The sequence below is a fragment of the Caloramator sp. genome (assembly GCF_020054765.1).
Lineage (GTDB): Bacteria > Bacillota > Clostridia > Clostridiales > Caloramatoraceae > Thermobrachium > Thermobrachium proteoclasticum.
In genome coordinates this window covers 100,743-124,622 of the sequence record NZ_JAIHAO010000001.1, presented here as the reverse complement: position 1 = coordinate 124,622, position 23,880 = coordinate 100,743, and the positions used below count along the sequence as shown (strand labels likewise).

The 23,880-nt window shown below is 31.0% G+C and carries 26 protein-coding genes and 1 other annotated feature; of the genes, 25 read left to right on the top strand and 1 reads right to left on the bottom strand.

Going from position 1 to position 23,880, the window contains the following annotated elements:
* The first annotated feature begins 265 nt into the window (after positions 1–265).
* Positions 266–466: a 4Fe-4S binding protein gene (locus JG776_RS00705; protein ID WP_291963934.1), complete on the top strand. Its 201-nt coding sequence runs from the start codon at positions 266–268 to the stop codon at positions 464–466.
* 108 nt (positions 467–574) lie between these two features.
* On the opposite strand, the gene JG776_RS00700 is transcribed toward JG776_RS00705, so the two are convergent.
* Entirely contained in the window at positions 575–1,339 is a 765-nt protein-coding gene (locus JG776_RS00700) for a putative ABC transporter permease (RefSeq protein WP_291963933.1), read from the bottom strand.
* Between the two features lie 80 nt (positions 1,340–1,419).
* On the opposite strand from JG776_RS00700, the gene JG776_RS00695 reads away from it, so the two are divergent.
* From JG776_RS00695 to JG776_RS00580, 24 genes are all read left to right on the top strand, one after another.
* Positions 1,420–2,730 (top strand): replication-associated recombination protein A, encoded by a 1,311-nt coding sequence (locus JG776_RS00695; protein WP_291963932.1) that lies wholly within the window; start codon positions 1,420–1,422, stop codon positions 2,728–2,730.
* A 138-nt stretch (positions 2,731–2,868) separates the two neighbouring features.
* The gene (locus JG776_RS00690; protein ID WP_073248060.1) at positions 2,869–3,312 is read left to right on the top strand and encodes an Rrf2 family transcriptional regulator; all 444 of its coding nucleotides are present in this window, start codon (positions 2,869–2,871) and stop codon (positions 3,310–3,312) included.
* 2 nt (positions 3,313–3,314) lie between these two features.
* Positions 3,315–4,502 carry a cysteine desulfurase NifS gene (gene nifS, locus JG776_RS00685; protein ID WP_291963931.1) on the top strand — a complete coding sequence of 396 codons (1,188 nt, stop codon included), beginning with the start codon at positions 3,315–3,317 and terminating at the stop codon, positions 4,500–4,502.
* A 2-nt stretch (positions 4,503–4,504) separates the two neighbouring features.
* Positions 4,505–4,924 (top strand): Fe-S cluster assembly scaffold protein NifU, encoded by a 420-nt coding sequence (gene nifU / locus JG776_RS00680; RefSeq protein WP_027307988.1) that lies wholly within the window; start codon positions 4,505–4,507, stop codon positions 4,922–4,924.
* A gap of 15 nt (positions 4,925–4,939) precedes the next feature.
* Positions 4,940–6,010, top strand: a complete 1,071-nt coding sequence (gene mnmA, locus JG776_RS00675; RefSeq protein ID WP_291963930.1) for a tRNA 2-thiouridine(34) synthase MnmA — start codon at positions 4,940–4,942, stop codon at positions 6,008–6,010.
* Positions 6,011–6,110: 100 nt separating this feature from the next.
* Complete coding sequence (locus tag JG776_RS00670) at positions 6,111–6,623, top strand: PRC-barrel domain-containing protein (RefSeq protein WP_291963929.1); 513 nt, start codon at positions 6,111–6,113, stop codon at positions 6,621–6,623.
* A gap of 9 nt (positions 6,624–6,632) precedes the next feature.
* On the top strand, positions 6,633–7,631 hold the full coding sequence (locus JG776_RS00665; protein WP_291963928.1) for an AI-2E family transporter: 999 nt from the start codon (positions 6,633–6,635) through the stop codon (positions 7,629–7,631).
* Positions 7,629–7,833, top strand: a binding site (T-box leader). It overlaps the preceding gene by 3 nt.
* Before the next feature lie 74 nt (positions 7,834–7,907).
* Positions 7,908–10,544, top strand: a complete 2,637-nt coding sequence (gene alaS, locus JG776_RS00660; protein WP_291963927.1) for an alanine--tRNA ligase — start codon at positions 7,908–7,910, stop codon at positions 10,542–10,544.
* Positions 10,545–10,586: 42 nt separating this feature from the next.
* Positions 10,587–10,841, top strand: coding sequence for an IreB family regulatory phosphoprotein (locus JG776_RS00655; RefSeq protein ID WP_027308317.1), 255 nt, complete (start codon positions 10,587–10,589; stop codon positions 10,839–10,841).
* A 53-nt stretch (positions 10,842–10,894) separates the two neighbouring features.
* On the top strand, positions 10,895–11,845 hold the full coding sequence (locus JG776_RS00650; protein WP_291963926.1) for an aldo/keto reductase: 951 nt from the start codon (positions 10,895–10,897) through the stop codon (positions 11,843–11,845).
* A 9-nt stretch (positions 11,846–11,854) separates the two neighbouring features.
* Positions 11,855–12,268 (top strand): Holliday junction resolvase RuvX, encoded by a 414-nt coding sequence (gene ruvX, locus JG776_RS00645; protein WP_027308315.1) that lies wholly within the window; start codon positions 11,855–11,857, stop codon positions 12,266–12,268.
* Positions 12,269–12,332: 64 nt separating this feature from the next.
* Positions 12,333–12,611 (top strand): DUF1292 domain-containing protein, encoded by a 279-nt coding sequence (locus JG776_RS00640; protein ID WP_291963925.1) that lies wholly within the window; start codon positions 12,333–12,335, stop codon positions 12,609–12,611.
* 52 nt (positions 12,612–12,663) lie between these two features.
* Positions 12,664–13,371 carry a DNA/RNA nuclease SfsA gene (gene sfsA / locus JG776_RS00635; protein WP_291963924.1) on the top strand — a complete coding sequence of 236 codons (708 nt, stop codon included), beginning with the start codon at positions 12,664–12,666 and terminating at the stop codon, positions 13,369–13,371.
* Positions 13,372–13,422: 51 nt separating this feature from the next.
* Positions 13,423–13,653 (top strand): FeoA family protein, encoded by a 231-nt coding sequence (locus tag JG776_RS00630; protein ID WP_073248065.1) that lies wholly within the window; start codon positions 13,423–13,425, stop codon positions 13,651–13,653.
* Positions 13,653–15,494 (top strand): ferrous iron transport protein B, encoded by a 1,842-nt coding sequence (gene feoB, locus JG776_RS00625; RefSeq protein WP_291963923.1) that lies wholly within the window; start codon positions 13,653–13,655, stop codon positions 15,492–15,494. The genes JG776_RS00630 and feoB overlap by 1 nt, the downstream gene beginning before the upstream one ends.
* A 12-nt stretch (positions 15,495–15,506) precedes the next feature.
* Positions 15,507–15,638, top strand: coding sequence for a hypothetical protein (locus JG776_RS00620; RefSeq protein ID WP_291963922.1), 132 nt, complete (start codon positions 15,507–15,509; stop codon positions 15,636–15,638).
* A gap of 187 nt (positions 15,639–15,825) precedes the next feature.
* Complete coding sequence (locus JG776_RS00615; protein ID WP_291963921.1) at positions 15,826–16,278, top strand: Fur family transcriptional regulator; 453 nt, start codon at positions 15,826–15,828, stop codon at positions 16,276–16,278.
* 249 nt (positions 16,279–16,527) lie between these two features.
* Positions 16,528–18,192 (top strand): ribonuclease J, encoded by a 1,665-nt coding sequence (locus JG776_RS00610; RefSeq protein WP_291963920.1) that lies wholly within the window; start codon positions 16,528–16,530, stop codon positions 18,190–18,192.
* An 18-nt stretch (positions 18,193–18,210) separates the two neighbouring features.
* Positions 18,211–18,552, top strand: coding sequence for a YlbF family regulator (locus JG776_RS00605; protein ID WP_027308308.1), 342 nt, complete (start codon positions 18,211–18,213; stop codon positions 18,550–18,552).
* A 14-nt stretch (positions 18,553–18,566) separates the two neighbouring features.
* Positions 18,567–19,034 carry a QueT transporter family protein gene (locus JG776_RS00600; protein WP_291963919.1) on the top strand — a complete coding sequence of 156 codons (468 nt, stop codon included), beginning with the start codon at positions 18,567–18,569 and terminating at the stop codon, positions 19,032–19,034.
* A gap of 92 nt (positions 19,035–19,126) precedes the next feature.
* Entirely contained in the window at positions 19,127–20,947 is a 1,821-nt protein-coding gene (gene typA / locus JG776_RS00595) for a translational GTPase TypA (RefSeq protein ID WP_291963918.1), read from the top strand.
* Between the two features lie 15 nt (positions 20,948–20,962).
* A complete protein-coding gene (gene mltG, locus JG776_RS00590) occupies positions 20,963–21,973 on the top strand; it encodes an endolytic transglycosylase MltG (RefSeq protein WP_291963917.1) in 1,011 nt (336 codons plus the stop codon).
* Between the two features lie 27 nt (positions 21,974–22,000).
* Positions 22,001–22,657, top strand: a complete 657-nt coding sequence (locus tag JG776_RS00585; protein WP_291963916.1) for an O-methyltransferase — start codon at positions 22,001–22,003, stop codon at positions 22,655–22,657.
* On the top strand, positions 22,657–23,880 hold the full coding sequence (locus tag JG776_RS00580) for a U32 family peptidase (RefSeq protein WP_291963915.1): 1,224 nt from the start codon (positions 22,657–22,659) through the stop codon (positions 23,878–23,880). Before JG776_RS00585 ends, JG776_RS00580 begins: the two co-directional genes overlap by 1 nt.

Genomic DNA, 23,880 nt, shown 5'->3' with positions numbered 1-23,880 from the left:
AAAATTTTGTCGTATATTTTTATAATTACAGAAAATTCGAAAAAAGTCAACAATAATTTTAATAATTTTTTAATAAAATTATTAAATTGTGCAAAAAAATTTGCATTTAGTAGTAGAATTAAATATTTTTAAATCACATAAATTAAAAATAGATAGTAAGAGGAGGTGTAGAATATAAAAAATATTATTTAAAAAACTTGATAAAATAGAATACATATATTATAATTATAACATACCCCATAGAGGTATAGAAGGAGGAGTAAAAATGAAGAAGGCTTATATTGATCCACAAAAATGTGATAGATCACCATTTTGTCCTGCCAAGAGAGTTTGCCCAGTAGGTGCTATAACTCAAGATAAAGCAGGATTTTTTGGTGGAGGTATTTCAAAGGTAGATGAAAACAAATGTGTTGGATGTGGAAAGTGTGTAAGTTATTGTCCAGCAAGAGCAATAACAATGAAATAGGGGTTATCCCTACTTACTGAATAGTTGTAAAACAAAATGGTAAAGGGTCCTATAATGGATTTTAAAGGAGAAAATTTTTCTAAAATCCACTATAGGACCCAATTTATTTTAGTTATTTATCCGATACTTTTCTTTAATATATTGAAGTGCATTTTCAAATTTATTTGATTTAATCTTAGGATATGCACGTAAAAGTAATTTTTGTTTAAAGCTTAATCTGTTTAGTATTTTTTCTTTTATAAAGTTTAGATTTTCAATTTTATTTTCAAGTTTAAATTTAGTTTCTGAACTTACAGACTCGCTAAGTTTATCTAATGTATTTTTAATTTCAGTTAGAATTTCTTGTAATTCAATATAGATTGATTTTAATTGGAATAGGCTATTTATAGTTAAAACAGCATCTATTAAAATACAGGCAAATAAGATATTATATATCCATTCTCCATATCTCTCACTTATATATAATATAACTTTGTTTATTTTTGGATGAATCAAATTCATAAAAATTACTGCGAATATACCCCAATAAATGGAGAATTTTAAACATACGTAACCTTTTATATTAAATTTTTCGTTTGAATAATCCCACCACTTTGAATGGAATAAGATTTCAAGTAAGTATCCGGTTATGTATTCAATGATAGTGGCAATTATTGAACCTATTAAAAAGGTTAATATAAAGTTGGTTTTAAAGGGAGTTAAAGAAATTATAAATATAACTGCTGAAAAACCATATATTGGACAAACTGGACCGTATAAAAATCCTCGATTTATAAAACGTTTATTTTTATAAATATGATATAATACTTCTATAGTCCAACCAAAAAATGAGTAGATTATAAAGGATAGAAAAAGATAATATAATCTATTCAAACCTATCATCCTCCTTAAAATTTAATAATAAATAATTATACCACTTGGTATAAAAAAATCAATTTGAGGTGAATTGATATATGGATATGTTCGAATTACTTAATAAAAGCAAAGACAATAGGCCACTTGCAGAAAGAATGAGGCCGGAAACTTTAGATGAGTTTATTGGTCAAAAGCATATACTTGAAAAAAATAAAATGCTATATAGAGCAATAATGACTGATAATTTATCCTCTATAATATTATATGGTCCTCCTGGTACAGGTAAAACAACTCTTGCTATGATTATAGCAAATACAACCAAATCAGAGTTTAGACAATTAAATGCGGTTTCTTCAGGTGTATCCGATATTAAAAAAATTATAGAAGAGGCTCAAAATAATTTAAAAATAAATTCTAAAAGAACAATTCTTTTTATTGATGAGATACATAGGTTTAACAAATTACAGCAGGATGCCTTGTTGCCTTATGTTGAGAGGGGTATAGTTGTTTTAATAGGGGCAACTACAGAAAATCCATATTTTGAAGTAAACAAGGCACTCTTGTCAAGGTCGATGATATTTGAATTAAAGGAATTAACGCAGGATGAAATATTAGATGTTTTAAAAAAAGCTTTAGAGAGTCCAAAGGGGCTGAAGGAATATAATGTTGTAATTGATGAAGAAGCACTTAAATATATTGCATTTAATGCTGGTGGGGATGTAAGACGTGCATTAAATGCGTTAGAGATGGCAGTAAAAACATCTGAAAGAGTTGAGGGTAAAATCAAGGTAACTTTAGAGGATGCCTATGAATGTATTCAAAAAAGAGTAATTTTATATGATAAAAATGGTGATTATCATTATGATTTGATTTCAGCCTTTATAAAAAGTATGAGAGGTACAGATCCTGATGCAGCAATATATTATCTTGCAAAACTTATTGAATCTGGAGAAGACCCAATGTTTATTGCAAGAAGAATTATGATTTGTGCAAGTGAAGATGTTGGTAATGCTGATCCTATGGCACTGGTTGTTGCAACTAATGCAGCAACAGCTGTAAGTATAATTGGTTTTCCTGAGGCAAGAATTATACTTGCACAAGCGGCTGCATACGTTGCGTGTGCACCAAAAAGTAATGCTTGCTATTTGGCAATAGATAGTGCACTTGAGGATGTTAGGAAAAATAATGATTCTGGGGTGCCACCTTATTTAAGGGATGCACATTATAAAGGAGCAAATAAATTAAGTAGAGGAATAGGTTATAAATATCCACACGACTATAATGGATATGTTAAACAGGATTATTTACCTGCATCGCATATTGGAAAGAAGTATTACATACCAAAAAATATTGGTTATGAGTCTAAGATAAAAGAAAGATTAAATAAATTAAAGGAAGTATATGAATAATTTAGGTATAATATAGAAATAATAGTAAATGTTAAAGTTAATATTTTTAAATTCAAAGTTGACAAAAATAGTCTGCTATGATAAGCTGAAAATGTAAATCATATTAATTTACTCGGAATTAAATTTGAGGTGATCGATTTGAAATTATCAACACGAGGGCGATATGGTGTTAAGGCAATGTTTGAGCTTGCTTTAAACTATGGTAGTGAGCCTCTATCAATAAAAACTATCTCTGAAAAACAAAATATATCCGAATATTATCTTGAGCAATTGTTTGGTTCCTTAAGGAAGGCAGGTCTTGTTAAAAGCATAAGAGGTGCACAGGGCGGATATGTACTAAGTAGACCACCTTCTGAAATAACAGTTGGGGACATTTTAGATGTATTAGAAGGACCAATTGAAATATCTGAATGCATAGATGATGAAGATAATTGTTCAAGAATTGAGTATTGTGCAACAAGACTTTTGTGGATAAAAATAAGGGATAGTGTAAATCAAGTGACTCATTCAATAACATTAGAAGATATGGTGAATGACTATAAATCGATGAATATTATAACAAGTATTAAAAGGGGAGAATAACTATGGAAAAAAGGTTTGTTTATATGGATCATGCAGCCACAACATATACTAAACCAGAAGTTTTAGAGGCGATGATGCCTTACTTTACTGAACAATTTGGCAATGCTTCATCAATATATAACTTTGGTAGAAGATCAAAGGCAGCAATAGAAGAAGCAAGAGAGAAGGTTGCTAAGGCATTAAATGCACTACCAGATGAGATATATTTTACAGGTGGTGGTTCTGAGGCTGATAACTGGGCTATAAAGGGAGTAGCCTTTGCAAATAGGAATAAAGGTAATCATATTATAACAACTAAAATAGAGCATCACGCGGTATTGCATACTTGTGAATATCTTGAAAAACAAGGTTTTGATGTAACATACCTTGATGTTGATGAATATGGTTTAATAAATCTTGAAGATTTAAAGAATGCAATAACTGATAAAACAATTTTAATAACAATAATGTTTGCAAATAATGAAATAGGTACTATTCAACCTATAGCTGAAATAGGTAAAATTGCAAGGGAAAGAGGAATATATTTCCACACAGATGCTGTTCAAGCTGTGGGAAACGTAGAAATTGATGTAAAAGAAATGAATATAGATATGTTGTCTCTTGCAGGACATAAATTCTATGGACCAAAGGGTGTTGGAGCTCTATATATAAGAAAAGGTGTAAAAATTGATAATTTAATACATGGTGGAGGACAAGAAAGAAAGAGAAGAGCAGGAACAGAAAATCTTCCAGGAATAGTTGGATTAGCAAGAGCAATTGAGCTTGCAACATCAAATATAGAAGAACACAATAGAAAAATAAAATCTATGAGGGACAGACTTCTTAAAGGAATTATGGATAAGATACCATATACTAAGTTAAATGGTCATCCAGAGAAAAGATTACCAGGCAACATAAATGTAAGTTTTCAGTTTATAGAAGGAGAATCACTGCTTCTATTATTAGATCATTATGGAATTTGTGCTTCAACAGGCAGTGCTTGTTCTTCAGGTTCTCTTGATCCTTCACACGTACTTATGGCCATAGGGCTTCCACACGAAATTGCACACGGTTCTTTAAGACTAAGTCTTGGAGATTTAAATAAAGAAGAAGATGTTGATTATGTCTTAGAAGTTTTACTACAAATAGTACAAAGATTAAGAGATATGTCACCATTATACGAATCATTTATTAAAGAAGGGGGAAAATAAAAATGTATAGTGATAAAGTAATGGACCATTTTATGAATCCAAGAAATGTTGGAGAAATAGAAAACGCTGATGGTATAGGTGAAGTTGGAAATGCAAAATGTGGAGATATAATGAAGATTTATCTTAAGGTTGAAGATAATAGAATAGTAGATGTAAAGTTTAAAACCTTTGGATGTGGTTCAGCTATTGCTTCAAGTTCAATGGCAACAGAATTAATAAAGGGAAAAACTTTAGAAGAAGCTTGGGAACTTACAAATGTTGCAGTTGCAGAAGCTTTAGATGGACTTCCACCAGCTAAAATGCACTGTTCAGTTTTAGCAGAACAAGCTATTCATAAGGCGATTAACGATTATAGAATTAAACAAGGATTAGAACCTTGGGAAGATAGATTTAGTGACGATGACGACCATCATCACGAATAATAAGTAGGTGAATGTATGAAGGAAAAGGTTGTAATAGGGATGAGCGGCGGAGTAGATAGCTCCGTCGCTGCATATTTACTTAAGGAACAGGGATATGATGTAATTGGTATAACTATGGAGGTTATACCAAGAAATTTAGAATTTGAAGAGAGAGAAGGAGGATGCTGTTCTCTTTCTGCTGTTAATGATGCTACAAGAGTTGCAGCTAAACTTGATATTCCATACTATGTTTTGAATTTCAAAGAAGTATTTGAATCTAAAGTTATTAATTATTTCATAGATGAATACATAGCAGGTAAGACACCTAATCCTTGTATAGCCTGCAATAAGTTTATTAAATTTGATGAGTTTTTAAAAAGAGCAGAATTACTTGGTGCAAAATATATAGCAACTGGACATTATGCAATTATTGAAAAGGATGAAAAAACAGGCAGGTTTTTATTAAAAAGATCTAAAGACGATAAAAAAGACCAAACCTATGTACTTTATAATATGACGCAATATCAACTTGAACATACTCTTATGCCACTTGGTGGATTTACTAAAGATAAAGTAAGAGAGATAGCAAGAGAAATTGGACTATCTGTTGCGAATAAAAAGGACAGCGAAGAGATATGTTTTATTCCTGATAATGATTATGCAAGGTTTATTAAAGAAAGAAGACCACAGGATATTAAAGCAGGTTATTTTGTTGATGTTGAGGGAAATAGGTTAGGAAAACATAAAGGGATAGTACATTATACAATCGGTCAAAGGAAAGGTCTTGGATTATCATTAGGAAAACCAGTATATGTAATTGATATAATACCAGAGAAGAATTTAGTTGTGGTTGGAGATGAAAAGGATATATTCAAGGACACTCTGTATGCTGAAGATGTAAACTTTATTCCTTTTGAAAAGCTTCAGGGAGAAATGAAGGTTACAGCAAAGATTAGATATTCAGCTAAGGAAGCCGAGGCGACAATAAAACCATATGGAAATGGTGTTTTAGTAAAGTTTGAAACTCCACAAAGGGCTATAACAAAGGGACAATCGGTTGTATTTTATGATGGAGATATAGTTGTAGGCGGAGGAATAATAAAATAAGTAAACAAAGGTGCTTGTCACCTTTTGTTTACTTATTTTTATTTTTGAGGGGTATTTTTTTAGATGTTTTGCAAAAAATATCTAAAAAAGGGGTGATAGTATGAAAAGGCTTACAGATATTTTAAATAAAAAGGTGGTTACTTATTCAGGAGAGGATTTAGGAAAAATAATTGATGTTTTATTTGATTGTAGAAAATTAAATGTCATAGGTTATATAATTACCAAAAGAAGGGGAATATTGAATAGGTATTATTTTGTGACCCCAAAACAAATTAATATAGTATCTGATGTTATAATCATTTCTAATCTTGATAAAAATTTAAATAAGATTAAATATAAGTTGCTTAGAAAGTTGAGTTTAGCTGAGAGATTAGGTAATAGTGTTTTTTCAAAAAATACAAGTTACTTAGGCAGTTTAAAGGATATAATATTTGATGAATATACTGGAGAAATAAAGGCACTTTGTGTAACAAATGGTATACTAAATGATTTGATAAATGGTAGAAATATAATTTTGGTTGATAAGGACACTAAGTTTAAATCTAAATTTATAATTGTAAATGATGACATAAGAATCTTAAATAAAGCATCAATTAATAAAATACTAAGGTAGTGTTTATTTATGATTAATAAAAAAACATTTATAGTTTATTTTATATTTTTTATATTGTTTGTTTTAAGTTTGTATTTAATTAAAGACTTGCTTAAACCTATAATTGTTTCAATAATATTTGCATACATACTTTATCCAATAAAAAGACATCTTGAAAAAAGAGGTTTTTCTTCTAAATTAGCGGCATTAGTATCACTAATCTTTATTATAATTCTAATAATATTTGTTTTCCTTGTAATTGTACCAAGTATAATTAAAGAAATATTTATTATTGCATCAAGCATTGACATTATAGAGGATACGCTTAAAAGGTATTTTATATTTTTAAATAGAATTCCAGCATATCTTAAGGGAAATATAGAAATTTTACTCAATAAAATCAAAAATAATATTACATTGTACTTAGACAAAATATTTGTAAATACAATTGTTGTTTCAAAAAAGGTTCCATTATTTTTATTAACACCAATATTTACCTATTATTTTTTGATAGATACAGACTATTTTAAAAAACAAGTAGTAAACATAGTTCCAGCTAAATTCAGATTAGCATTATTTGAATTGGCTAAGGATATAGATGAAATTATAGGAAAATATGTAAAGGGTCAGTTAATTCTATCAATTATTATATCAGTTTTTACCTTTATTGGACTTGTTATGCTTAAAATTAGATTTCCTCTTTTTATTGCTATAATAAATGGATTTACAAATATAATACCTTATTTTGGACCTGTTTTAGGCTTTATCCCTGCACTTGTTATTGCGCTAACTGAGTCTATAAATAAGGCAATTATAGTTACAATTTTTTTCTTTATAATTCAAGAGGTCGAGAGCAGTATTATAGCACCAAAAATTTTAGGAGATAGTTTAGGTATTCACCCTGTTTATATAATTATTATTTTACTAATTGGTGGAAAATTTTTTGGAGGAATCGGACTTTTATTAGCAGTACCTATTGCAGGAATTATAAAAGTAACTTATAATTATTTATTGAAAAAAATATTTTAAAAGGCAATGAAGGGAAGGAGTACATACTAATGCTGTTTCAGAGAGAAGGTGGCTGGTGAAAACCTTTACAGATAGGTATGGAAGCAGTCCCTAAGCTGTGTGCTGAAATTTAAGTAGGCATTACCGTTGGCTGTCGTTAAGGCTTTAAGTGACCATTTTGGTAAATAGGGTGGTACCGCGGAAGTAATCTTTCGTCCCTAAATTTTAGGGATGAAGGATTTTTTTATTTAGTTTTGTATAAAATTATAGGATATAGACACTAAGGAGGTTATAAGTATGAATTATATGGGTTTGAATGAAATTAGAGAAAAATATTTATCTTTTTTCGAAAGCAAAGCACATTTAAGATTACCAAGTTTTTCTCTTATTCCACAAAATGATAAAAGTTTATTATTAATAAATGCAGGTATGGCACCACTTAAACCATATTTTACAGGGCAAGAAGTTCCCCCAAGTAGGAGAGTTACAACTTGTCAAAAATGTATTAGGACTGGTGACATAGAAAGAGTAGGTAAAACAGCAAGACATGGTACCTTCTTTGAAATGTTAGGGAATTTCTCATTTGGTGACTATTTTAAAGAAGAAGCAACTGCTTGGGCTTGGGAGTTTGCAACAGAGGTTTTAAAACTTCCAAAGGATAGACTATATGTCACAATATATGAAAATGATGATGAAGCCTTTGAAATATGGACAAAGAAGGTTGGTGTACCTGCAGATAGAATTTATAGAATGGGTAAAGAGGATAATTTCTGGGAGATAGGTCAAGGACCTTGTGGACCTTGTTCAGAGCTATATTTTGATAGAGGAGAGGATAAAGGCTGTGGCAGACCAGATTGTAGGGTAGGATGTGATTGTGATAGATTTATTGAATTCTGGAACCTTGTATTTACACAATTCAATAAAGAAGAAGATGGTACATATTCAAGACTTGAAAATCCAAATATAGATACTGGAATGGGATTAGAGAGAATTGCAACTATTATGCAGGGAGTAGATTCAATTTTTGAGGTAGACACTATAAAGGCAATTTTAGACAAGGTATGTCAAGTTGCTAATTACAAATATAATTCAGATGATAAAAAAGATGTTTCTATAAGAGTTATTACTGATCATATTAGAAGTGTTACATTTATGGTGAGCGATGGCATACTTCCTTCAAATGAGGGACGTGGATACGTATTGAGAAGGCTTTTAAGAAGAGCTGCAAGACACGGTAAACTTCTTGGAATAGATAATGCTTTTTTATATGATATATGTGATGTGGTGATTGAAAACTCAAAGGCTGCTTATCCTGAATTAGAAGAAAAAAGAGAGTTTATAAAGAAGGTTATAAAACTTGAAGAAGAGAGATTTGATGAAACAATAGATCAAGGATTAAGCATTTTAAATGGATTTATTGAAGCATTAAAAGTGAATAATAAAAATGTCTTAGATGGAGAAAGTGCATTTAAGTTATATGATACATATGGGTTCCCAATAGAACTTACAATAGAAATTTTAGAAGAACAAAATATGACTGTTGACTTAGAAGGCTTTGAAAAGGAAATGAAAGCTCAAAAGGAAAGAGCACGTTCAGCAAGAGAAGAAACTAATTATATGGGAACAGATTTAGATATATATGCCACATTACCAGCTGATTTAAATACAGAGTTTGTGGGTTATTCAAGTTTAGAATCAAATGGAAAAATACTTTATATAATTAGAGATGGACAATTTGTTGAAGCTGCAAAGGATAATGAGGAGGTAACATTAATTTTAGATAAGACAACCTTCTATCCAGAAATGGGTGGTCAAGTAGGCGATACGGGTGTTATAGTAGGAAAGGATTTTGAAATTAATGTTTTAGATTGTAAAAAGACACATAACAATAAAATAATACACATCTGTAAGGTTGTTAAAGGAGATGTAAAAAGAGATGCTGAAGTTATAACAAAGGTTGATGTACAAAGAAGAATGGATATAGCAAGAAATCATACTGCAACACATATATTACATAAAGCATTAAGAGAAGTTTTAGGTAGCCACGTAGAACAATCAGGTTCATTAGTTGCAGGTGATAGATTGAGATTTGACTTTACCCATTTTGAGGCAATGTCAAGTGAAGAAATAAAGAAGGTAGAGGCATTAGTAAACGAAAAAATATTAGAGGCTTTAAGTGTTGAAACTATTGAAACTTCACTGGATGAAGCTAAAAAGATGGGGGCTACTGCACTATTCGGTGAAAAATATGGAAGTAAGGTTAGAGTTGTAAGAGTGGGTAACTTTAGTATGGAACTTTGTGGGGGTACTCACGTTTCAAATACATCAACAGTAGGTATGTTTAAAATAATCTCTGAAGGTGGAGTTGCAGCAGGTATTAGAAGAATTGAGGCTGTGACAGGTAGAGGAGCTATTGACTTTATTAATTCAGTTGAAGCAACATTATATGAAGTTTCAAGGGTTCTAAAGACTACAACTAAAGAAGTAGTTAGAAAGGCTGAAGGCTTAATTAATGAACTTAAGGAAAAAGAAAGGGAAATTGAAGCTTTAAAGAGTAAGATGGCCAACAGTGTTGCTGATGAAATTGTAAATTCTGCAAGGGATATAAAGGGGGTAAAGGTTGCTACAGCTAAGGTAGACTTAGATGCGGATGGTTTAAGAACATTGGGAGATAGACTTAAGGAAAAATTGGGAACTTGTGTAATAGTTCTTGGAAGCAGCAAAGAAGGAAAAGTTGTATTTGTTTCTATGGCAAGTAAGGATGCAGTACAAATGGGAGCACACGCAGGAAACATAATAAGAGAAGTTGCAAAAATAGCAGGAGGCGGCGGAGGTGGAAGACCAGACATAGCACAAGCTGGTGGTCGTGATGCCTCAAAGATAGATGAAGCATTAAATAAAGTATTTGATATTGTTGAAACTATGATAAAATAATGGTATATTATGTATAAAGAATAAACAAAGGAAGGTGTTATTATGGCAGAGCACCATGAAACAATGAAGTTTAATTTTGAGTTTGAGCCTAATCAGAAGGTTAGAGAGGTATTAGATGAAGTATATCAAGCTCTTAAGGAAAAGGGATATAATCCAATAAATCAATTAGTTGGATATATATTATCAGGTGACCCAACGTATATAACCAGTCATAAAAGTGCAAGAACAATAATTAGAAGAGTTGAACGTGATGAAATATTAGAGGAGCTTTTTAAAGTATATCTTGAAAACAAGTAAAATGTTGCATTGGGATTATCCCAATGCAACTTAATTTTAAAAGGGTGATTTATGTGGAATACTATTATTTAGGTAAAACTAATTTAAAGGTATCAAAATTGTGTTTTGGCAGCTTAACAGTTGGCCCGCTTCAGGCAAACTTACCTATAGAATATGGTGCTAAAATTATTGCACACGCCTTTGATAAAGGAGTAAATTTTATAGATACTGCTAAACTTTATAAAACTTACCCATATATTAAAAGAGCCTTAGAAATAACTAAAAATAAAAATATAATTATATCCTCTAAATCCTATGATTATACCTATGAAGGAATGAAGGAAAGTGTACAAGAGGCCTTAGAATGTTTAGGTGTTAAAAAAATAGGTATCTTTATGCTTCATGAGCAGGAAAGCAGATTAACATTAAAGGGTCATTGGGATGCATTAAGGTATTTAGTTGATGCAAAGAAAATGGGATTGATTGAAGCAGTAGGGGTTTCAACTCATGCTGTAGAGGTTGTAGAAGCAGCTGCCACAATACCAGAAATTGAAGTTGTACATCCTATTGTAAATATAAAGGGATTAGGTATAATTGATGGGACTATTGATGATATGCTTAAGGCTATTAAATTTGCATATGTTAATGGAAAGGGTATTTTTGCAATGAAGCCCTTAGGTGGAGGAAATCTACTTAATTCATATGATGAATGTTTAGAATTTGTTTTAAAAATACCCTATGTTCATTCTATAGCGTTAGGTATGCAAAGTATAGAAGAGGTAGACGCTAACATAGCTAAATTTAATGGTAATGAAATAGATGAGAATTTAAGAAATAAACTTAAGAATAAAAAGAAAAGACTTTTAATCGAGGATTGGTGTTCAGGCTGTGGTAAATGTGCAGAAGCCTGTCCTAATAATGCACTTTTTATAACTGAAAATAGTGCAAGAGTTAATTTAGAAAAATGCCTTCTCTGTGGCTATTGTTCACAATATTGTAGAGATTTTTGTATAAAAATTGTGTAGGAGGATACAATGAGAATATTAGGTTTAGATGTAGGTGATAAAACTATAGGAGTTGCTGTCAGCGATCCATTAGGGTGGACTGCACAGGGTGTAAAAACAATAAAAAGAATAGGAATTAAAAAAGATTTGCAAGAGATATTAAATATAATAAAAGAATATAATGTAGAAAAGATAGTTGTAGGCCTTCCTAAAAATATGAATGGTACATTAGGGCCACAAAGCGAAAAAGTATTAAATTTTTGTGATAAATTAAAGGAAGTCTGTAATTTGGAAATAATATTAGAGGATGAGAGGCTTACAACGGTTGCTGCAGAGAGAATGTTAATAGAGGCTGATATGCACTGGTCAAAAAGAAAAAAAGTAATAGATACTATTGCAGCAACATATATTTTACAAGGGTACCTTGACAAAATAAAGAAATAATTTAGTTGACAATTTTTAAAATAAAACTTACAATCTAATTATAAACAAGAAAGAGGTGAATTTTATGGAAAATATGGATAATGTAATCGTTTTAACAGATGAAAATGGTCAAGAAACATCTTTTGAATTTATAACTGACTTAGAAGTTGATGGAAATGTTTACTATGTACTTTATCCAGTTGATTCAGAAGAAGAGGATGCTGTAGTATTTAAGGTTGAAGTTGATGAAGAGGGCCAAGAAGTACTTTCAGTTATAGAAGATGATGATGAGTTTGAAAAGGTTGCTGAAGCATACCAAGAATGGTTAGATAGCAACGAAGATTTTGAATTTGATGAAGAATAAAGAGGATGTACCTTCGGGTATATCCTTTTTTTATGCTAAAGGGAGGTATACTATGGGATACAAGATAGCAGGAAATAAAAAAGAAGCAATATTTATAAAAAGATTAAATAGATTTGAAGCTATAGTTGAAGTCGATGGCAAGGAGGAACTTGTACACGTACCTAATACCGGGAGATTAAAGGAACTTTTGATTCCTGAAACAAAGGTATATTTATTAGATAGCAATAATATGAAGAGAAAAACCAGATATTCCTTAATGTTTGTAAATAAAAAAGGCAAATTAATCTGTATCAATTCAAGCTTAGCCAATAGGGTATTAGAGGAGGCAATAATAAAAGGAGATGTATATTTTGGAGATGGTGAATTAAAAAGGGAAGTAACTTATGGGAATAGTAAATTTGATTTTTACATAAAAGGTGAAAAACATACATTTATAGAAGTTAAATGTGTTACATATGAATTAGATGGGATTGCAAGGTTCCCAGACGCACCAACTGATAGGGGGAGTAGGCACGTAGAAGAATTGATTAATTTAAAAAAGCTTGGCTATGAGAGTAAAGTAATTTTTATTGCATTTATGGATTACGCAAAATATTTTACTCCTTATAAAGAAATGGATGATAAATTTTATAAAACTCTTTTGAAGGCAAAAGAGAATGGTGTTGATATTAAATGTTTTAGATGCTATATAACTCTTGATGAAATTGGCATTTTAAATGAAATTCCTGTTAAATTAGATATTGACAATCATTATCAATAATCATATAATATAATTGAAAATGAATTTCAATACTAAAAGGGGGATGTTATTATGACCCTTGATATGGCTAAGAGGGGACAAAAGATTTATATAAAAAAAATAAATGATGAAAAAATTAAAGTTCAAGCAATAAGACTTGGAATATATGAAGGTGCAAAGGTTGACTGCTCTTTAAAAATACCATTTGGGCCAGTAATATTAAGTAATAGGATGCAGGAGATAGCTGTAGGAAGAACTTTAGCTAAAAAAATTGAAATAGATGTGATTAAGGAGGGAGCTTGATGGATTGTTGCTCAGGAATAAAAATTGACATTCCTAAGGGATTTAAAAAGCTTGTCTTAGCAGGTAACCCTAATGTAGGAAAGTCAGTTTTTTTTAATGCTTTAACGGGTATGTATGTAGATGTTTCTAATTTTCCAGGTACAACAGTTGATGTTTCACACGGAAAGTTTGAAAACTACGTTGTAATAGATACTCCAGGTGTATATGGAGTATCATCCTTTAATGACGAAGAAAGAGTTGCAAGAGATGTAATTCTTTATGGAGATGTCATACTTAATGTTGTTGATGCTCTCCATCTTGAGAGGGATTTATTTCTAACTCTACAGATAATTGAAATGGGCAAACCTGTAATTGTTGCACTAAATATGATGGACGATGTTGAAAGAAATGGAATTAAAATTGATATAGATAAATTAAGTGAACTTTTAGGAGTGCCTGTAATTCCGACAGTTGCTGTTAAGGGAAGAGGGTTAGAGGAAGTTAAAAACAATATTAAAAATGCTAAAGTTGGAAACATTGATAATAAAATTAAAGAATATCTTGAGGAATATAAAAATAAGGTAGAGCACCAAAGTGAAGCTTTGATGCTTCTTGAAGATGATGATGCGATTTCAGAGAGATTAAATATTAAAACATCAGGTAAAAGAGAAGAGATATATAGGTTAAGAAGAGAAAGAGTAGATAAAATAGTTGAATCTGTAATAATCAAAGAAGGTAAAGGAAATAGACTAAGACAAAAGATAAGCTCAATGACTTTGAACCCTATAACTGGAATACCGATACTTGTGTTAGTTCTTTATTTGGTGTTCAAAGTTATAGGTGTATGGGTCGCAGGAGACATAGTAGGAATTACAGAAGAGACAATAATGGTAGGTCATTATGAACCTTTTATTAGGAATATTGTTTTAAAATTATTTAGTGAAAATAGTTTTATGTATAGACTTTTAGCTGGTGAATTTGGAATTTTAACTTTAACACCAACTTATGTGATTGGATTGTTAACACCACTTGTGATTGCCTTTTATTTCTTTATGTCTCTTATGGAGGATTCAGGATATCTACCAAGAATAGCAGCTTTAGTAGATAGAGTATTATCCTTCTTTGGATTAAATGGAAGAGCAATTATACCGATTATTTTAGGGTTTGGTTGTATAACTATGGCAACAATAACAACAAGACTTTTAGGAACGAAAAGGGAAAAAATAATAGCTACTATTCTGTTAGGATTTACAATACCTTGTTCAGCACAGCTTGGTGTTATTGCTGGGATGATAGCACCACTTGGAACGAAGTATATACTTATTTATGCATTTACAATATTAATAGTATTTGCTTTAACAGGTACAATACTAAATAAAACTTTGCCTGGCGAATCATCAGAGCTATTTATAGACCTTCCTCCTATGAGATTGCCTAAGATTTCTAATGTATTAAAAAAGACTTGGACAAAAACCATAATGTTTTTAAAAGAAGCAACACCCTTATTTGCATTAGGTGCTCTTATAATAACGCTGCTTGAAGAAACAAAAATAATATATAAAATACAGGATGTGTTTAAACCTATAACAGAAAGCCTTTTAAGACTTCCTAAAGAAGCTGCAAATGCTTTTATTATGGGGATAATAAGAAGAGATTTTGGGGCTGCAGGTCTTACTGAGTTAAGTTTAACATCAGAGCAGACTGTAGTTGCCTTAGTTACTATTACATTATTTGTTCCCTGCATTGCATCAATTATTGTTATTTTTAAAGAGCGTTCTAAAAAGGAAGCAGCTTTAATATGGTTAGGTAGTTTCGTTCTTGCATTTTTAGTTGGTGGAGTTCTTGCTTTTTTAATTGTATAAGGAGATGATTATATGGAGATTAAATGTCCAACATGTGGAATGTTGGTAAAAAATTCGACTATATGTCCAAGATGTAGAACAGAATTGAATTCCTGCTTAAAGTGTTCAGGCAATTGCTTAAAGTGCCAGTTAAAGAAGAAGTAATTAATTTCTAAAACTGTTATCAAGTTATGTATTAGCCTTATAAAGGATTTTTGAGGCATTTTCAATAGCGTAACAAATATGCCTTTTGGAATCCTTTATGGGGCTTTTTCAATTGCTTATCACTTGACAATAGTTAAAATACAGTGTACACTCAAATTAACATATATTAGAAGCTGAGGTGCTATTTATGTTTAAAGAGGATGCAGAAAAGCTAAAGCATACTTTAAAAAGTCAAGGATATAAATTGACACCACAAAGAAGAGCCGTACTTGATGTTATTATAGATAATGAAGGTAAGCATTTATCGCCTGAGGAAATATACGATATAGTTAAGCAAAACTGCCCTGATATAGGTCTTGCTACAGTATATAGAACTCTTAATTTGTTAGAAAAGATGGGTGTAGTATGTAAGATGAATTTTGATGATGGGTGTAATAGATATGAACTTGTTCACGATGAAGAGGATCACCAACATCATCACCTTGTATGTAGAGGCTGTGGGAAAGTGGAAGAGGTTGAAGACGACCTTCTTGAAGTTTTAGAAGAAAAAATAGAAGAAAAATATAATTTTAAGATAAATGACCACAGCGTAAAGTTCTATGGATATTGTAGCGAATGTAGAAAGAACTTAAGGCAGTAAATGCTGCCTTTTTTATATTTAATAATTATTTTAATATTATATATATTTTATTTTTTTATATCTAAAAATAAATTTGATAGTTAATTAAGCTTATATTAGAGAATTTTTGTATTATAGGAAAGTATTCTTTTTTATAAATTGTAAAAAATAAAAAAAGAATAACATATTTGAGTTGATTAATTAAGTTAATATACAGTATAATAGCAGTATTGGTAATGTTCGGCTAAAAATAAAAAGGAGGGAAAGTATTTGACAAGAAAAGAAAAAGTGAAGGTAATTCCACTTGGTGGAGTAAATGAAATCGGCAAGAATATGACCGTTGTAGAATACAAAAATGAAATTATTGTTATTGACTGCGGTATGATGTTCCCAGAGGAGGAGATGTTTGGTATAGACATAGTTATTCCAGACATATCCTATCTATTAAAAAATAAAAATAAGGTAAAGGGGATAGTTTTAACCCACGGACATGAAGATCACATCGGAGCGTTACCATATGTTTTAAAACAGTTAAATGTACCGGTTTATGGGACTCGTTTGACTCTTGGTATTGTTGAAACAAAACTTAAGGAGCACGGGCTTTTAAGTGATTGCACATTAAAGGTTGTAAAACATAATGATGTTATTACCTTTAATGATTTAAGCGTGGAATTTATTAAGAACAGCCATAGTATTGCAGATTCTTGTTCTCTTGCTATACATACGCCATTAGGAACAATATTACATACTGGTGACTTTAAAGTAGATTACACTCCAATTGATGGTGTAGTTATGGATTTTGCAAGATTAGCAGAATTAGGTAGACAGGGAGTAATTTTACTTCTTGCAGATAGTACAAACGTAGAAAGACCAGGTTATACAATGTCAGAAAGAACAGTTGGAGAAACATTTCAAAAGATATTTAATGAAACAAGAGGAAGAATTATTGTCGCAACCTTTGCATCAAATATTCACAGAATACAGCAAATAATTGATGCAGCAATGAAGTATAAAAGAAAGGTTGCTATTTCAGGAAGAAGTATAGAAAATATTGTTGAGGTTGCTTCAAATCTTGGGTATTTAAGAATTCCAGAGGATTTATTCATAAGTATTGATGATATAAATAAATACCCAGATCATAAAATTGTTATAATAACAACAGGCAGTCAAGGCGAACCAATGTCTGCATTAGCAAGAATGTCCGTATCAGAGCATAAAAAGGTTGAAATACAAAGAGGAGATTTAGTAATAATTTCTGCAACACCTATTCCAGGTAATGAAAAGTTTATATCAAGAGTTATAAATCAGCTATTTAAGAAGGGTGCAAATGTGGTATATGAGTCATTAGCGGATATCCACGTATCAGGACACGCTTGCCAAGAGGAACTTAAATTGATACATACTCTTGTTAAACCTAAATATTTTATGCCAGTTCATGGTGAATATAGACATTTAAAACAGCATTCACTTTTAGCACAAAAACTTGGTATGGATGAAGATAATATATTTATAGCAGATATAGGTCAGGTATTAGAAATAACACACAATGGTGCTAAAATAAATGGAAATGTTACTGCAGGACAGGTTTTAGTAGATGGCCTTGGAGTTGGTGACGTAGGTAATATAGTTTTAAGAGATAGAAAACATCTTTCACAGGATGGTATTTTAACTGTTGTTGTTACAATTGAAAAAGAAACTGGTAAAGTAATAGCGGGACCAGATATAATCTCAAGAGGATTTGTATATGTTAGAGAGTCAGAGGATCTAATAGAAGAGTCAAAGAAGATTGTTAAGAAGGTATTAGATAATTGTGTAATGAATCAAATAAAGGATTGGGCTACAATTAAATCAAATATAAAGGATGAATTGAAAACATATTTATATGAAAAGACAAAACGTAATCCAATGATTCTTCCAATAATTATGGAAATATAAATTATAGGGGGGATTATGATGAATATCTATGATAAGGCACATGAGCTTGCAAGATTACTAAAAAATTCACCAGAAGTAATTGAATACAAAAAAATGATGGAGAAGATTAAAGAAAACGAAGAAAACAAGAAAATAATTGAAGACTTAAGAAAAAAGGAATTTGAAGTTTATTCTAAACAACTACAGGGAATTCAAATTACAAAAGAAGAAATGGAAGCAATAAATAATCTATATGGAATTATTCAGCACAATTCAGTAATTAGAGAATACTTAGAAGCCGAGAGAAGATTTTCTATAATGTGGCAGGATATAATTAAAATATTAGGTGAAGCTGTAGATATTGATTTTAATAACATATAGAATGGGGGTCTTTTATGAAAAAGCCAACTATATATTATGTTAAGGCAGGGCTTATTGCAGCACTTTATGTTGTGTTAACACTACCCTTTGCAAATTTTTCATTTGGGCCTATACAATTTAGGGTATCTGAGGGACTAACAATTTTGCCTTTATTTGAAACATCAGCAATACCTGGACTTTTTATAGGCTGTATGCTATCTAATATTTTTGGCGGATTTGGGTTAATAGATATAGTTTTTGGAAGTTTGACGACTTTAGCAGCAGCGTATTTAACATCAAAGGCACCTAATAAATATATAGGTGTTTTACCACCAATTCTTTTAAATGCATTAATTATACCTATTTGGGTAAGTAAAATGTCAAATACTCCATACATAGCAACAGTTGGTACAATTGGTTTTGGAGAATTTGTTTCAGCTGGTATATTAGGAGTTATACTTGCTACTGCAATTGAAGTTTTGACAAAAAAACACACACGTTGACAATCATATTCATTTTTCGTAAAATAAATATGATTATTATATAGGATATCGTTATGATATCCTATTTATTTTTTTGTTATGGAGGGACATAAATGAACAATTTAAACATAAGAAATGTAGCAATAATTGCACACGTAGACCACGGAAAGACTACACTTGTTGATGCGATGTTAAAACAAAGCGGAATCTTTAGAAGCAATGAAAAGGTAGAAGAGAGAGTAATGGATTCTAATGATTTAGAACGTGAAAGAGGCATTACGATTCTTGCTAAAAACACTTCAGTATATTACAATGACATAAAGATAAACATTGTTGATACTCCTGGGCACGCTGATTTTGGTGGAGAAGTAGAGAGAGTTTTAAAGATGGTTGATGGAGTACTGTTACTTGTTGATGCCTTTGAAGGGGTTATGCCTCAGACAAGATTTGTTTTAAGAAAGGCACTTGAATTGAAACTAAAGCCTATAGTGGTAGTTAATAAGATAGATAGGCCTGATGCAAGACCTTTAGAGGTTGTTGATGAAGTTTTAGATTTATTTATTGAGCTTGGTGCAGATGATGAACAATTAGAGTTTCCAGTAGTTTATTGTTCTGCAAAAGAAGGAATTGCAAAATATTCACTTGATGAAGAATCAAATAATCTAAAGCCACTATTTGAAACTTTAGTTGACAATATACCTTCTCCAGAGGGAGATATAAATCTTCCATTGCAGATGCTTGTAACTACGATAGATTCAAATGAGTATGTTGGAAGAATAGGAATAGGTAAAGTTTATAGAGGTAGAATAAGGAAAAATCAACAGGTTGCTGTAGTGGGTAAAGATGGTTTAGTTAGAAATGCAAAGGTTGTTACATTATATACATTTAATGGACTAAAGAGGGAAGAGATAGATGAAGGTGTTGTGGGTGACATAGTTGCAGTTGCAGGAATAAGCGATATAAATATTGGAGAAACAGTATCAGATATTGAAAATGTTGAGGCACTACCCTTTGTTGAGATTGATGAACCTACATTATCTATGACATTTTGTGTTAATGACAGCCCATTTGCGGGTAAAGAGGGAGAATATGTAACAACAAGACATTTAAGGGACAGATTATTTAAGGAACTTGAAACAAACGTTGCACTAAGGGTAAAAGAAACAGATTCACCAGATGTCTTTGAGGTTTCAGGAAGAGGGGAACTGCATTTATCTATTTTGATAGAAACAATGAGACGTGAAGGATATGAGTTCCAAGTATCAAAGCCACAGGTAATATATAAGGAGATAGATGGGGTTTTACACGAACCAATTGAATACTTAACAATAGATGTACCAGAAGAATTTATGGGGGCGGTAATGGAAAAATTAGGTACAAGAAAAGCTGAAATGGTTAATATGACATCAGCAATTAATGGATATGTAAGGTTAGAGTTTAAAATACCAGCAAGAGGATTAATAGGATATAGAAATGAATTCTTAACAGATACTAAGGGTAATGGAATAATGAATCACGTATTTAATGGTTATGAACCATATAAGGGGGATATACAAGAGAGAAGCAGAGGAATGCTTGTTGCTTTTGAGACAGGTGAAGCTGTAACTTATGGATTGTATAATGCACAAGAAAGAGGTACGTTGTTTATTACACCTGGTACACCAGTATATCAAGGTATGATAGTTGGTATGTGTTCAAGAAATGAGGATATAGATGTTAATGTATGTAAAAAGAAGCACGTAACAAATATGAGAGCAGCAGGTTCTGATGAAGCCTTAAAATTATCTCCACCAATGGAGCTTACGTTAGAAAAATGTATAGAACTTATTTCATCTGATGAACTTATTGAAGTTACACCAAAAAGTATTAGAATGAGGAAAAAAATATTAGATTCAACAATGAGAAAGAGGGAAGCTTCAAGAAAAAAGCAATAGGAGGTTTTTGGGTTTATGGGTAAAAGTAAAAAGATTTTTATTTTGTTTCTTTTGATTATGGCAGTTGTTTTAGGAAGTATATACTATATTATAAATGTTCCAATGTCTAAGACAAATAATAAGGGTGTAGATTTCAGAATTGGAACGAAGGCGGATATAGATTTTGTTGCAAAGAGTTTAAAAAAGAAGGGGTTAGTTAGAAGTTATCTTGTTGCTAAATACTATTTTAAGTTAAATAACTTAAAACTTAATGTAGGACCTTATGAATTTAACCAAACTATGTCTTTAAAGCAAATATTCAATATGATAAATAACGGTGAAACTGATAAAAATATTATTATGGTAACAGTTCCTGAGGGATTTACGGTAAAACAAATAGCAGAAAAATTAAAAAGCTTAGAGATAATAAAAGATATTGATTCTTTTTTAGAAGAAGCTCAAAATGGCAGTTTTAATTATGAATTTTTAGATGGGATCAAAGATAGACCTTCAAGACTTGAAGGATATCTTTTCCCTGATACATACGAAATAAAAAAAGGAATGTCTAATTATGAAATTATAAATATTATGTTAAAAAGATTTGATGATGTTTATAAAAAGAATATAAAAGGAAAAATAAAAAAAGAAAATATGACATTAGATGATGTAATAAAATTGGCTTCAATTGTTGAAAGAGAAGCAAAGGTTAAGGAAGAAAGACCAATTATAGCGGCAGTATTTTATAACAGACTTCAAAAGGATATAAAATTAGAATCCTGTGCAACAGTTCAATATGCTTTAGGAAGAACAAAAGAAAAACTATCCTTTGATGATTTAAAGATAAATTCACCATATAATACTTATATTATAAAGGGTTTACCAATTGGACCTATATGTAACCCTGGTTTAGCTTCAATAGAAGCAGCTTTAAATCCAGCGAATGTTGACTATTTATATTTTTTAGTTGATGAAAGTAAAAGGGATGGTAGTCATTTTTTCACCAAATCCTATGAAGAGTTCTTAAGAAAAAAGCACAGTAATAAATGAGTATCTTCTATTTAGTTGGAGGAGATTATGAGTAAAATAGTTCACGATTATGTTGAAGATTATATAAGGGGTTTAATAACTGAGAATAATGAATTATTAAATGAATTAAGATTGTATGCTGAGGAAAATAATGTTCCGATTGTTCACAAGGAAGTAGCACAATTTCTAAAGGTTATAATTAAGGCAAACAATATTAAAAGAATTCTTGAGGTTGGAACTGCAATTGGGTATTCAGCACTTTTGATGGCTGATGCTGCAGGAAGTGATTGTGAAATTGTGACAATTGAAAGAGATGAAAATATGTATAATACTGCTTTAGAAAATATAAAAAGGGCAAAGGCAGAAGAAAAAATAAAAATAATTAAGGGAGATGCCCTTGAGATTTTAGATAAATTAGATGGTAAATATGATATGATATTTATTGATGGAGCAAAGGGACATTATAGTGAAATGCTTAATAAAATAAATAGACTTTTAAAATTAAATGGAATTGTATTTGCTGATAACGTTTTATTTAGAGGTATGGTTTGTTCAAATGAACTTCTTATAAGAAGAAAAATAACAATTGTAAAAAGGATGCGTAAGTATCTTAAGGAAATATCTGATTCATCAATATTTGAAACAGTTGTTCTTCCTGTTGGAGACGGGGTGGCCTTGAGCACCAAAATAAAGGAGGAATTATAATGAAGAGGGTAGAATTATTAGCACCAGCTGGTAATTTAGAAAAGTTGAAGACAGCATTTGTTTATGGAGCAGATGCAGTTTATATAGGTGGGGAAAATTTTAGCCTAAGAGCTATGGCAGATAACTTTACAATTGAGGAAATGAAGGAAGGAATTGAATTTGCACATAATTTAGGTAAAAAGGTGTATGTTACAATAAACATATTCCCTCATAATAATGATTTAATTGAACTTCCTGCGTATATAAAAACATTAAGGGAGATAAATGTTGATGCTGTGATTGTATCAGATTTAGGTATTTTTTCAATTGTAAAAGAGGTTGCACCAGACTTAGAAGTTCACATAAGTACACAGGCCAATAATACTAATTATAAATCAGCAGAAGCTTGGTATAAATTAGGAGCAAGTAGAGTTGTATTAGCAAGAGAATTAACACTTGATGAAATAAGAGAAATTAGGGATAAAGTTCCAAAAGATTTAGAACTTGAAGCGTTTGTACACGGTGCTATGTGTATATCCTATTCAGGCAGATGTCTTTTGTCAAATTATATGACCAATAGAGATTCAAATAGAGGTATGTGTGCTCATCCGTGCAGATACAAATATTATTTAGTTGAAGAAAAAAGACCAGGTCAATATTTTCCTGTGTTTGAGGATGAAAGAGGAACATATATTATGAACTCTCAAGACCTATGTATGATAGAATACATACCTGAGCTTATTAGAGCAGGTATATCAAGCTTTAAGATTGAGGGACGTATGAAGAGTTCCTATTATGTTGCTTCAGTTGTTAAAGCCTATAGGGAGGCAATAGACTCTTATTATGAATTAGGGGATAATTATAAATTTAATCCAAAATGGCTTGAAGATGTATCAAAGTCAAGTCATAGAGAATTTTCAACTGGTTTTTATTTTGGAAAGCCACAAAAACAAATATATGATAGTTCATCATATATAAGAACTCATGATATAGTAGGGCTTGTTTTAGATTATGATAAAGAGACAAAAATGGCAACAATAGAACAAAGAAATAGAGTATTTAAAGGGGAGAAGGTTGAAATATTAACTTCAAAGGGACAAAATTTTGAATTAACAATAGAGAATATGTGGAACGAGGAAGGACAAGAAATAGAAGTTGCACCTCATCCACAGATGATATATAAAATAAAGTCTGAAAAAGAATTAAAGCCATACGATATGTTGGTAAAAGAGAAAGGGGATTGA